This is a genomic window from Zunongwangia mangrovi (assembly GCF_900112105.1).
In the GTDB taxonomy this organism is placed as follows: domain Bacteria; phylum Bacteroidota; class Bacteroidia; order Flavobacteriales; family Flavobacteriaceae; genus Zunongwangia; species Zunongwangia mangrovi.
Genome location: NZ_FOKV01000008.1, coordinates 1 through 12,644, shown reverse-complemented (window position 1 = coordinate 12,644; position 12,644 = coordinate 1). Strand labels below are relative to the sequence as shown.

The following is a 12,644-nucleotide window of genomic DNA, read 5'->3' as shown; positions in this document are numbered from 1 at the left end:
CTTAATTTATTTTTATGATCTGAGATTCCTGAAGGCCTTCCTGTAAGTCGAAGCTTTTGCCAGCTTCATTAAAATTGAGCTCAATTTTAGCTGTTTTTGATCCTGAAATTTGAATAGGTTTTTCAAAATCAGATTCAAAAAACAACTCGCTAAAATCAACATTTTTAACATTATGTATTTTAATTGGAATTTCTTCAGTAATCAGTTTAGCCGAGTTAAAAGTTATCCCGTCTGCATTAATAATTCGCATTCCTTTTTTAGCCTGAATTTTAGAATTTTCAAGCTTTATATTTTCCAGGTTCATTTCAGGAAGTCCCATAAAATATCCGGCAGATTCAGCTTCGATAACCTGAATATTATCCATATAAATATTCTTAAAAGCTGGTGTTTCTATAGAAACTTCAGGATAATCATCCTCGTCCTCCTTAATATTGGTAAGATCTGAGAGATCTGGAGCCTTTCCGCCATAATATAAATTAAAACGTATGGCATCTGTGGCAATTCCCGTCATATTGATATTAGAAATATAAATATCCTCGACCACGCCACCACGGCCACGAGTACTTTTAAAACGCAAACCGGTATCGGTTCCTATAAAATTACAATCTGAAATATGTACATTTTTAACACCACCAGACATTTCACTACCAATCACAAATCCGCCATGCCCATGATAAACCGTATTATTTTTTATAATCACATTTTGTGTAGGGATACCGCGATCACGACCATCTTTATCTTTCCCAGATTTTACACAAATCGCATCGTCACCAACATCAAAGGTATTATTATAAACCAGCACATTTTTACAGGATTCGATATCTAGACCATCGCCATTTTGCGCATACCATGGATTCCTAATATTAAGGTTTCTAATAATAATATTTTCGCTCATTAAAGGATGAATATTCCATGCCGGTGAATTTTGAAATGTAGGGCCGTCCAGCAAAATATTCTTACAGTTTACAAGACTTACCATTACGGGGCGTAAAAAGGCTTTTACTTCTTTAAGTTCCTCTAAAGAAAAGCTGCTTAAATCTGACTCGCTTCCTTTTAAAGCTGATTTTGAAGGATACCAAACCGATTTATTTTCAGATAAAACTCCGCCTGATTTTATCAAATCTCGCCATTGATGATCGGTCATTTTAGATTTTTTAACCGGTCGCCAGGCCTGGCCATTTCCGTCGATCACACCACTACCGGTAATGGCTATATTTTCAGCATTATTAGCAAATATTGGCGATGTAGATCGTGCTGAATTTAAACCTTCGTAACTGGTTTCGATTAAAGGATAATCGTCAAAATCTCTACTGAATAACAAAACGGCTCCAGCTTCAAGATGAAGATTTATTCCGCTTTTTAACTCAATTGGGCCTGTTAACCAAATTCCTCTTGGCACAATGATTTTACCACCTCCAACTTCTGTAGCTTGGGAAATGGCTTGTTTAAATGCTACAGTGTTTTTAAAAATTCCGTCTCCTAAACCTCCAAAATCGGTTATTAGAAAATCCTGATTTTTAATGTTAGGAGTGTCCCAATGCTTCATGGGAAAATTAACTCCTTCATAAATTTCTTCTTCAACCTGGTTATCGATCTGGGCGAATGCAAAAGATAAATTCAGTAAAAAAATAGAAATAATACCTAAGACTTTATTTCTCATATTATTCTTTATAAAGTTTTTTAAGCTGTTTTCCCATCAATGGAATCCAACCTCTAAAAATGTTTTTATACGTATACTTTTCAACCTGCCTTTTAGCTAATTGATGCGACCAATCCACGCGAGTTTCCTTCGAAGCTCCTGGGCCGCTACTATTAAATTCAGCATAAAAAGTGGTTTTTTCTTTATGCGGAAACATATCATCTCCCGGCCAGGCATGCCATCCTTCTTCAGTAATATGATCTTGCATTTGGGTATCTATAAAAACTGTTTTCGCGTAAGAACGCCAGGGACGTCCCAGAAAAACTTTCTTTACATCATCACTGGCAGTTAGTTTGCAATCGTAAAAAACATATCCAAAATCCTGGTTTCTGGGTGTAGCAGCTGCCGTGATGTACGAATCTGCCAGGCTTTTAATCTCACATGAATTGAAAACTACCGTGGCCTGTCCAAAAATAAAGTCGGTCGTACCTTCGATATAACAATCCTGAAAATATTCTCTCGCTCCCTCTGTTGCTGTATACAAAGTATCCTGGCAACCCAAAATATTACAATTTTGAGCTACAAAACGATCACCTTCAACATGCAAAGCAACCGCCTGCCCCTGGTTACAGGAAGAGTTTTTAATACTTAGATTTTTAAAATGAACATCGGCTCCTCTCACCAATACGGTATACGATGAAAATGTTCCGAATTCTTCGCCTGTTTTGGGATTCATTTTACTGGCATAATCATCATTAAGTATCATCGTTTTTTCCCTGCTTTCTCCTTCAAAAGTGAGTTTAGATATATGCGCCGGAATCACCAATTTCTCCTTATAAACTCCGTTGCTTATTTTGATAAGTACTTCGCCTGGACCAAAAACTCGAACTGAATTTACCGCTTCCTGAATGCTTTTAAAATCACCAGTTCCATCCTGAGCGACTGTTATTTTTCGGTAAGGTTCTGCATACTTATCTTTCAGATTTTTATCTAAAAAATCTAAGGTGTACTTAAGAGTTTCTTCAAACCAGGGATGCAACAACCAAAATGAATGGGGAGAATTTGGGATTGTATGAATCTCATTATAAATTCCATATGTATCCAAAAGTGCTACAAAACTATCTCGCCCGGCATGAAATCTTGGTTGCGCACTATTAATAAAAATAGTTGGCGGACTTGTAGTATCTACATATTCCAAGGGTGAAGCTTCTCTCCAAAGTGCGGGATCATCCTTAAAAGTTTCTCCCAACCAGGCATCTAATAAAGCTCCTTTTTCAGCTTCGGGATGTGCTAAAGAGGCAACTCCGTCTATATTTACGATCGCCTGAACTTTAGTTGAAAAATCTTCATTTTCTTCATTATAAACTTCTGAATCTGGTGTTACTCCTAACTGCATTGCCAAATGAGCTCCGGCAGATGCACCCAAAGTCGCTAGTCTTTCAGTATCCAGGTTAAATTCGGCTGCGTGTTCTCTCATCCATCGAATGGCATCTTTTAAATCTAGAATTGCTGCGGGATATTTAGCCTCCTCTCCCAATCGATAAGATGCCGCAACCGCAACATATCCCGCTTCTGCCAGATGTTGTGCCATTACAGCCTGATTTTCTTTTATTCCTGAAAACCATCCTCCACCATGAATAAGCAAAACTCCCGGGTATTTTTCACCGGTAGAGTTTTTTGGATAAAAAACGTCTAATTTTAATGCTGAAGTTGAAGTCTCTTTGTAAACAACTTCCCTTTTAGACTCAATATCTTCTGAAGACAACTCCTGAATAGGCGTTACAAACGGATGATATTTTTTTAAATGATCGTAGGTAGTTTCAATCGAATAAGGCTTTAAATTCAGCTTTTCCTTTTGGGCTTTTACTGAAGTAAACCCTATTAAAAAGAAAATAAAAGTCAGTACATAATTTTTCATTGAAGCTATTTTTCTGAAGTTGACCTATCGGATAAATCTTTTAAACCCTTAAAAACCAATTGTGCGACAGCTTTAGCTCCTTCCGGCTGAAAGTGTGTATTATCATTTTGCCCCTCGGGATAGGCTTCATATTTACCAGCCGGTAAATTCATAAAGTAATTTTCAGAAACATATTCTTCTCCTTTTTCTGAAAAAAAGTCCATAGACATTTTATTCAGATCTATTAATGGAACGTCCATTTCCTGGGCTATATCTTTTGGAGCCTGGTCATATTCTCCATGAACATTTTCCAGATGACCATCTTTCCAGGGATAATTTCTCGCAACCGGAGTTAAAATGATTGGCTGCGCATTTTTTTGAAACGTTTGGCTAACAAACAATCTTAAAAATTCTTTGTAACCTTCTATATTCACATAACGATCTGGATGACTTTCAGAACCATCATTATGCCCAAATTGCATAATAACGATATCATTTTCTTTTAGATCTTTATAAACTGCTCGCCATCTTCCTTCCTGAAAAAAGGTTCGGGTAGAACGACCTCCTCTGGCGCGATCATCTACGATTACAGAATTTGTTTTAATAATTCCGCTTAGCTTAGGTAAACTATCCTTAATAAAGAATTGCTGAAAAACCTGTCCCCAGCCCATAACAGGATATCTTGTTTTCATATAATCTTTATCATCGTAATCTCCACTATAATCGGCCATTGTAGAATCTCCTATCAAATAAATCGTTATGGGTGATTCAGGTTCAGATTGTTCCTGCTTATTAGTTTTTTCTTCTTTTGAACCACAGGATACAAGACAAAGACTCCATAAAAAAACAAGTATGATTTTATCGAATTTCATCATTGCAATCTATTTTGTGATCCTGAAATATTCGACATCTGCATAACCTCCTCGTTTCGCATCGGCCGGACTAACACTAAATAAGCCAAGCTTTGCTCCAATCCATTTTCCTACCCTTGCTTTAAAAGGCTCGCCTATCTCTTTAAAACGCCTTCCGTTTTCACTAAAACTAAATTGGCACATCGCATCCGGAGCCGAAACTTCTACTTTTACATACACCGTATTCGATTTCAGTTTTACTTCCTCTATAACTTTTTCCTCTTTTCCCTGGTCGGCATTAATAGCTTCAGTTCGTTGCAGATAAAATTCTCCATCTTTTTCAACGATTGTAAGCGTAGCATAATCTCTTCCCATTACGATAAACCCGGCTTTTCTTGGTTTATCGGCATCTTCAGGAATTAAAGTGATTTTTGAACTTGCTGTAAAAGAAGGCGCCGGAAATTTCTGCAATAATAAATTAGGCACATCCCAAAGATTTTTAGCTTCTTCAGGTTGTGATATACTAAACAACCTTAGGTAATCATTACCCGGTAATTTAGCATGCCATAGCACATTTGGATTGGCATTCCACTGCCATTGGATTCCCAGGCTATCACTGGTAAACTCATCTGTTTCTTTTGGTGTTACCACGGGATAACTTTGGCCTACATCTGGTTTTTTATGAGTCAGTACCGGTTCTCCTATGCCGTTACCATCATGATCTTCTCCCATTACCGGCCAGTCGTTTTTCCAATCCATTGGCTGTAAATGAACAATTCTTCCATACGCATCGACATCCTGAAAATGATAAAACCAATCCTGACCTTTTGGAGTTTCTACCCAAGCGCCCTGATGAGGACCATTTACTGAAGTGCTTCCCTGTTCTAAAACAATCTTTTCTTCATAAGGCCCATAAACATTTTTAGAACGTAGAATAAGCTGCCATCCTGTTGAAACACCACCGGCAGGAGCAAAAATGTAATAATAGCCGTTTCTTTTATAGAATTTGGATCCTTCTACTGTTGGATGATCGTCGTGTCCATCAAAAACATGTCTTCCGTCGTCCAAAACTTTTGTCCCATCTGGACTCATTTTGTGTACGGTAAGAAGACTTTTTACACCAGCACGGCTTCCTGCCCAGGCGTGGACTAGATAAGCTTTCCCATCTTCGTCCCATAACGGACAAGGATCTATAGCGCCTTTTGCTTCCATTACTAAAACAGGATCTGACCATTCTCCGGCAGGATCGTCTGTTTTCACCATATAAATTCCAAAATCTGGATCACCCCAATAGATGTAGAATTCGTTATTGTGATAGCGAAAAGCCGGTGCCCATACGCCATTTCCGTGCTGTGGAGTATTAAAATGTTCTACTGGAACCTGCTTTGGGAGTGCATAATTGATAAGCTCCCAGTTCACCATATCTTTTGAATTTAAAATTGGCAAACCTGGTGCGGCATTAAAGCTAGAGGAAGTCATATAATAATCATCACCAGCCCTGGTAACATCTGGATCTGAATAATCTGAATGTATTATTGGATTTTTATAGGTTCCGTCTCCCTGATCTGCTACCCAAACTTCAGATTTATAATTTTCTGAATCCTGTGCTTTTGCAAAACCAGTTAATAGTAGTAAAGCTATAAATGTAATTTTTCGCATTGCTTTATTTATTTAATTCTAAACTTGCCATTATAAATGGACCTGTTCCTTTAGGATCGTTGGCCCTAACTTCTTCGTTAATATAATATTCAAAAGAACCATCACGATCACCTCCCAAACCGGCAACAGCACAGCATTTTTTAAGATTTACCATTCCGTTTGGTTCAACTTCAACTAGATGATCTAAAAGTCCCTGAAAACCTTTTTCAGCAATTGTTCTATACTCTTTAGGTAGATAACCCTGATTTACACCTTTGGCCATCACATAAACAAACATAGCTGAGCCAGTTGCTTCAAGGTAATTTCCTTCTAAATCTCCTTTATCCAAAACCTGATACCACAAACCTGTATCTTTATCCTGAACTTTAGCTACAGCTTTTACAAATTGATTTAAGTAAGTAATCATGTCCTTTCTGCCGGGATGGTCTTCAGGTAAATAATCAAGCACATCTACCAATGCCATCCCGTACCATCCCATCGCTCTAGACCAGAAATTGGCAGAAGTCCCGGTATTGGTATCTGCCCAATCCTGTTGCTTTTTCTCGTCCCAACCATGATAAAGCAAACCTGTCTTTTCATCTAATGTGTGCTTTTGAATAAGCGCGAATTGTTTTACAATCTCGTTATAAGCTTCAGTCTCTTCTCCTTCACCAAACATTTTTGTATAATGAGCATAGAAAGGCTGTGCCATATAAAGACCGTCTAACCACATTTGATGTTCATAAACTTTTTTATGCCAAAAGCCACCATCTGAAGTTCTGGGTTGGTCGGTAATCTGAGTTCTTAAAGTTTGTAACGCTTTTAAAAATCGTTTCTCTTTAGTTTTTGAATAGAGATAAAGTAAAGCATCGCCTGGTTTAAGAACATCTAATTTATAATCTTGCTGCGTGTAGGTTTTTATTTCTCCATTTTCATTTACCATTTTATCTCCAAACTCGTAGATATAATTGAAATACGCCTGCTTATTTATCTCTTCATGAACTCGCTGTGTAGCGGTAAGAATCAAACCATTGGTATAATTCCATTTTGGTTTTTCCCTAAAGTCTAAAAGTGTAGGATCTGGAAAACGTGCTATTTCTGAAAGTAACATACGTTCAGACCATTTCAGGGAATCTGAAATTTTCATTTCAGACTCCGTTGAAACAGTAACTGTTTCCTTTTCTTCCTTGTTTTTACAACCAACTGAAACAACAGCCAGGATAATAATGAACAGGAAGCTTCTGTATTTTTGAAATTCGATAGTATTCATTTTTAAATCTTACTTACTTTTTAAATAATGCAATCGATTACATTTTTAGATAAATACATAAGTTCAATCCCTTTCAAAATATTATATCTTTTGAAATTTTGATTAAAACCCAGAACGATAACGATTTCGTAAATATTCATTTTAGTGATGAAAATTTAAATATCACATATACTCTAATAGTTTCTTAGACTACAAGTATAATTTATTAATATCGTATTATCAAATAAAAGAACAATTAATTGTCAAATCATTTAATTTAATATGAAATTTTAACAGATTAACATTAATTTGATTTTCACAGCAAAGTACCATAAAAGCTAACAATTAAGCCTAAAATGTACTTATACGCCACATTTAATTTAAACAGAAAAAATTGCAGAAATCAATAAAATCATAAATTATAATTGAATGAAATTCGTTAAAAATTGAGTAAATTAAGGTTTGAATTTATCCCACCACTCGAGATGAATTCAACATAACAGAAGTTTACTCTAAATAAGCCTGAAAATGGAAAAAAGAGTGGCAATTTTATATTCTACAGTAGATGGACAGACGCTTAAGATCTGCAAAAGGATTGCACGCCATATTGAAAATGCAGGTTTTAGTGCCGAGATATTTAGCATTACCGATTTCGAAAATCCGATTTCTAAATATTCGAATTTTATAATTGGTGCCAGCATTCGATACGGGAAGCATAATAAAAAAGTAACCGAATTTATCGAAAAGCATCAAAGGGAACTGGAATCGACAAACTCGGCATTTTTTTCAGTAAACCTGGTCGCACGTAAAGCAGAAAAAAATAGCTTTAATACCAATCCATACGTGATTAAATTCTTTAAAAATATCGATTGGCAGCCCAAAATGATCGAAGTCTTCGCCGGGCGTTTAGATTATGCATCTTATTCATTTATTGATCGGCTTCTAATTAAAATGATCATGAAAATGACGCATGGCCCTACAAAAACAGAAAAACCTATAGAATATACCGATTGGAGACAGGTAGAAGCTTTTTCAGAAAAAATTATTCAGACTTAGAACTCTGCAGTAAACTACCTCAGAACATGCTCTTGAGACATTTGATTTAAAATCACCATTATTTCGGAAAAACCTCGGAGTACCTAACAACAATTATTGAGTAAAATATCGAATATTGATATTTTACTCGATAATTTTCGGTAATCTTTTTTGTAAAGATAGGAGTCTACTAAAACTGATCATGCTTCCCTCTAGCTACCAAATAGTTTAAAACAAGCTCTGGCTTATCGGTTTGAATTACGTTTATCCCTTTAGTAATAAAGTAATTTAGCGTATCTGGATTTTTTTCTACTTCCAGATCTAAGGCACCTAAAGCATTGGCAAAAACGGGTTTTTTGTAGTAATTCTGAAGATATTTTATAAAAACAGGATCGCGATCTCTTTCAGAATTTCCTAGATGCACAATTTCAGGATTTGCTTTTAGCATCGCCCTCTTAACGGCTCGGCGGTTTAAACTTATTTTCGTCATGCGCAAAGCTCCTGGCAATTGTCGTTGTATTTTTTTGATCACGGCATGCCGACTTTCATAAAAGAATACCGAATTTTCGGCCTTCAACTCTTCAATGAGTCGGGTTACTTTTCTTAAGTGTCTTTTTTTTAATTTTAGATCTAGATCAAGTATAATTTTGTCTTTACTCAATTCTAAAACTTCAGCAAGACTGGGCACGGTAAAAGCAGTTTCTTTCCCTGCTTTATCTTTTAGCTTAAATTCACAAATTTCAGCATAGGTAAGCTTGTGTACTTCTCCTTTTCCTGTGGTGGTGCGATCTACTTCATCATCGTGCATTAAAATGGGAATGCCGTCTTTGGTAATTTGCACATCAATTTCTACAATATCAAGGTGATGATCGATCGCCTCCTGAATTGCCGGAATAGAATTTTCTGGATAATCCTGATGCATTCCGCGATGCGCAGCTACCAGAATTACTGCAGGTGAAGGATCTAATAGATTTGCTCTCGAGTATTGGAAAGAACTAATTGATTGCGCCTTACAGCACTCCAGAACCAGGAAGAGGACTATTAAAATCTTGTGTTTCATAATTCAATAAAGTCACCACTTTAGTTGTCTTTTTTAGCAATTCCTATCAATTACTAAAGACAGGTTTTGCAATGAAAATTTAATATTTAAGGTTGAACCGGATTATGATATTGGTCATTTCTTCAACGGTATTTTTTTCCTTTCTTCATTTTTTAAGAAAGCGGGAAGAAATAAATTCTTCCCACTTTTCTAAATGCACTAAACTGTTAAATATGAAGAAAAAAGTCTTTCGTCAAAGCAAAAATAGACCAGAGGAATACTTTAAAAGTTATAAGAAAGTTACTAAGTGTTAATTTTATATTAGGAATAACTGAAGCTGGGAAAGCCAAAAAAAACCTGAGCTCTAATCGCTTAGAATTTCATCTAAAAACATTAGCAGATCGGGTTTAAAATAGCTTTCTAAGAATTTTTAAAAATTTAATGTTCCTTTTACAATAAAGTGTCTAAACCTGCATTAAGCTTAAAGTTTTACACTTAAAAAAGTTGAAAAATGAATAATAAGATCTTTAATATTGAAATCCTTGAGCCTATAGACTTCGAAAATCCATTTGTAATCGAAAGTCTTATCAAAGAACGTATGCTAAGTCATTTAGACGGCAAATATCATATTCAATCTGTAGACCTTTCACTAAATAGACGCGATAATTATGTGCTTATCGTAGTGGTTGATCTTTTAGATTAGTTTACGACAAAAAAAGGCCTGTTTTTTTTTAAAACAGGCCTTAAAATTCAACAATTTAAGCAACTAACCATCTGCTTAATTTTTAGTAGCTTTTTGTAAATCTTCGAAGTTTACTTCTTGCTGCGGGGTAAATTGATCTGAATTCATATACTGTATTAAACTATTATGCAATTGTTGCGCAGCCGGTCTGTTTTGCAAATTGCTTAGAATATCTATCGAAGAAAACAGTAGTTTCCCCTCTCCTACTTTTACTTCAAATAAATTCCCCATGCTGTGATTGGTCACAAAATTATCGATCACTCGCACAATTGGTTTCACTGAAATATCATCTAGAATTATCGATTTAGACTGTTTACATAAATCCCACCATTGCCATTGGGTATATTCTTGGGTTGGAAAATTTTCTAGTGCTTTATGTTCAGTATCAATTAAAAGTCCCATGGTACCAGGCTGATCTGGAAAATGAACCGGACTCCAAAATACCGGCACAAACCTACCTTCTACTCCGTTTAAATCGTCTAAAGCAGGATTTAGCAATACTTTCTTTCCTTGCTTTAGAAGTTGATCTGCTTCAGTAAAAGAAGCTGTTACATAAACATCGCTTTCTGGTTTTACAATCTCTTCAGGATAAACCCAAACCGGCCAGCTATTTTCAAATTCGGTTCCTTCAAGGCTTATTTTAAGTTGCCATTCTTCAGCATTTTCTACCTCTACAGGAAATTCCAGCGTACCTAAAGCTGTATTGTTACCAATACTTAAATCAAGGTTTTCAATTACCTCTTCAGTAATAACCTCTCCTTTATTATTGGTAAGGCTAGCTACAAGTTTTTGATCCTTCAGCTCCTTATAAAAATTAGCTACTTCCAGTTCAGCCTTAAATTGTTCTCCACTTTTATAGATGGCTTTTTCAAATCGAGCCAGGGGAACCAAAGGGCTATTAAATTTGCTGAATTCTTCTGCACTAATAGCTCCTTTGGATTCCCAAAATGCATTTAAAAGTCCAACCAATGCTGTCCCCTGACCCGGAAAATCCTGCAATTGCAACAATTGAAATCCGTCAAACGAAGGTGTTTTAAGGGCTCTTTCTATCTCTTCTTTGTACAACATCGCTGCAAGTTTACCAGAAGCTTTTGTGAAGTCTGGAGCAAGCGATAATAAATTTTTCTTTTCCAGATCTTCCTTTACGGCTATAAAGTTTGATGGCTTTAGTACACCGGTATAATCTTCGATCTCGTTAATATCTGGATATACTGAATATTGTCCAATTTCGTGAGAAATTAATGGCACTTCTATATTACGACTATTTGCGGTATAATCAGTTTCAAAATTTGGGCTGTATTCATTAAAAACACCTTGCCCGCGAATCCATCCTTTATCTGTCCACTGCGTTACAAAAAATTCATCTTCTGGTTCTGGACGAGTTCCTACCGGTTGCTGAAAAGAAAAACTTGTAGTCGCATATAAATGTCTTGTGTCTTTCTCTTTTAATTCTGAAACCAGATTATTTAATAAATCGAAGTTTCCTTCTAACTCGTTCCCCATAGACATAAATAGAAACGAAGGATGATGCCCATAATCTGCAATGATCTTATCGGCTTCACTTTCTAAAAACTGCCATGTTTTTTCGTCTTCCCCAACTTTTAAACTCCAATGCGGCAATTCTACCTGAAGGTACATTCCAATCTCATCGGCTGCAGCAAAAGCAGCTTCAGGAGGACACCAGGAATGAAATCTAAAATGGTTTAAGCCATAGGCCTTAGCTTTTTGATAAAGATCTAACCATTCCTCTTTTTGCATTGGCGGACGGCCGGTTAATGGAAAGATCACGCATTCTAAATTCCCACGTAAAAAGATTCGGTGATCATTTAGCGTAAGTTCTCCGCCATCATGGCTCAAGCTACGATATCCAAAAGTCTTGGTGATCTTTTTTTCTTCAGTACCTACCTGAACCGTATAAAGCTGCGGATTAAATTCGTCCCACTCTTCTAAAGCTCCTTCTACGGAAAACTGAAATTGAATTTTATTTTCTTCTTCGGAATATTCTGAAATAGATTCTGAAAAAACTGAAGCTCCCTCGCTATCTAAAACTTCTACTGAAATTGGCTTAGACGTACTACTATCTGTAGCAACTTCAATATTCAAAATACCAGTTTTAGTATCAGGATAAACCTCAACACTTTTAAAGATCTTTTGGCTAACAGGTCTAATCGAAATATCTCCTAAAATACCGTTCCATTTAATCTGCGTATGATTGGTATAGGCATGCGCCATTTCCTGATTAACTTTTACCGGGTAACGATCGCCAATCACATTAATATCTGGATAGAAATCTGAATTATCAATTAAAATACTAATCGTATTCTCGCCAGCTTTTAAATTTGAAAGCTCATATTGGTGATTCCCGATCAAACTTTCTCTAGAGCCTACTTCTTCTCCGTTCACAAAAACGGTAGATTTCCATAAAACTCTTTCCAGATTAAGCATCAAGGATTTCCCTTCCCATTTCTTAGGAATTTCAATTTGCTTTTGATACCAGGCTTTCCCAATATACTGTCGTTTACGTGTTAGACTGGAAAGCACATAATTATTAAGC

General features: G+C 36.1%; 9 protein-coding genes. 2 read left to right on the top strand and 7 right to left on the bottom strand.

The genetic code is table 11. The features are described 5' to 3' along the window. Position 1: 1 nt before the first annotated feature. From BM201_RS14730 to BM201_RS14710, 5 genes are read right to left on the bottom strand one after another with little or no spacing between them, the layout of a single operon-like run. Positions 2-1,660, bottom strand: coding sequence for a glycoside hydrolase family 28 protein (locus tag BM201_RS14730; protein WP_092543976.1), 1,659 nt, complete (start codon positions 1,658-1,660; stop codon positions 2-4). Between the two features lies 1 nt (position 1,661). Then, on the bottom strand, positions 1,662-3,557 hold the full coding sequence (locus BM201_RS14725; RefSeq protein WP_092543974.1) for a pectinesterase family protein: 1,896 nt from the start codon (positions 3,555-3,557) through the stop codon (positions 1,662-1,664). 5 nt (positions 3,558-3,562) lie between these two features. Continuing rightward, complete coding sequence (locus BM201_RS14720; protein WP_217643071.1) at positions 3,563-4,411, bottom strand: rhamnogalacturonan acetylesterase; 849 nt, start codon at positions 4,409-4,411, stop codon at positions 3,563-3,565. Positions 4,412-4,417: 6 nt separating this feature from the next. Beyond that, complete coding sequence (locus BM201_RS14715) at positions 4,418-6,046, bottom strand: glycoside hydrolase family 43 protein (protein ID WP_092543970.1); 1,629 nt, start codon at positions 6,044-6,046, stop codon at positions 4,418-4,420. A gap of 4 nt (positions 6,047-6,050) precedes the next feature. Continuing rightward, positions 6,051-7,295 (bottom strand): glycoside hydrolase family 88/105 protein, encoded by a 1,245-nt coding sequence (locus tag BM201_RS14710; protein ID WP_092543968.1) that lies wholly within the window; start codon positions 7,293-7,295, stop codon positions 6,051-6,053. A 507-nt stretch (positions 7,296-7,802) separates the two neighbouring features. Here BM201_RS14710 and hemG point away from each other — a divergent pair. After that, entirely contained in the window at positions 7,803-8,330 is a 528-nt protein-coding gene (gene hemG / locus BM201_RS14705) for a menaquinone-dependent protoporphyrinogen IX dehydrogenase (protein WP_092543966.1), read from the top strand. Positions 8,331-8,499: 169 nt separating this feature from the next. Here hemG and BM201_RS14700 read toward each other — a convergent pair whose 3' ends face one another. Then, positions 8,500-9,369 (bottom strand): glycerophosphodiester phosphodiesterase family protein, encoded by an 870-nt coding sequence (locus tag BM201_RS14700; protein WP_092543964.1) that lies wholly within the window; start codon positions 9,367-9,369, stop codon positions 8,500-8,502. A 490-nt stretch (positions 9,370-9,859) separates the two neighbouring features. Here BM201_RS14700 and BM201_RS14695 point away from each other — a divergent pair, with 490 nt between their 5' ends. Beyond that, a complete protein-coding gene (locus BM201_RS14695) occupies positions 9,860-10,051 on the top strand; it encodes a hypothetical protein (protein ID WP_092543962.1) in 192 nt (63 codons plus the stop codon). A 75-nt stretch (positions 10,052-10,126) separates the two neighbouring features. Here the strand turns inward: BM201_RS14695 and BM201_RS14690 are convergent. Then, a partial coding sequence (locus tag BM201_RS14690; protein ID WP_092543960.1) for a glycoside hydrolase family 2 protein occupies positions 10,127-12,644 on the bottom strand: 2,518 nt, incomplete at its 5' end.

Coding starts and splice junctions, on each gene's coding strand:
- BM201_RS14730 (WP_092543976.1), bottom strand. CDS start 1,660: ATGAGAAATAAAGTCTTAGGTATTATTTCTATTTTTTTACTGAATTTA.
- BM201_RS14725 (WP_092543974.1), bottom strand. CDS start 3,557: ATGAAAAATTATGTACTGACTTTTATTTTCTTTTTAATAGGGTTTACT.
- BM201_RS14720 (WP_217643071.1), bottom strand. CDS start 4,411: ATGATGAAATTCGATAAAATCATACTTGTTTTTTTATGGAGTCTTTGT.
- BM201_RS14715 (WP_092543970.1), bottom strand. CDS start 6,046: ATGCGAAAAATTACATTTATAGCTTTACTACTATTAACTGGTTTTGCA.
- BM201_RS14710 (WP_092543968.1), bottom strand. CDS start 7,295: ATGAATACTATCGAATTTCAAAAATACAGAAGCTTCCTGTTCATTATT.
- hemG (WP_092543966.1), top strand. CDS start 7,803: ATGGAAAAAAGAGTGGCAATTTTATATTCTACAGTAGATGGACAGACG.
- BM201_RS14700 (WP_092543964.1), bottom strand. CDS start 9,369: ATGAAACACAAGATTTTAATAGTCCTCTTCCTGGTTCTGGAGTGCTGT.
- BM201_RS14695 (WP_092543962.1), top strand. CDS start 9,860: ATGAATAATAAGATCTTTAATATTGAAATCCTTGAGCCTATAGACTTC.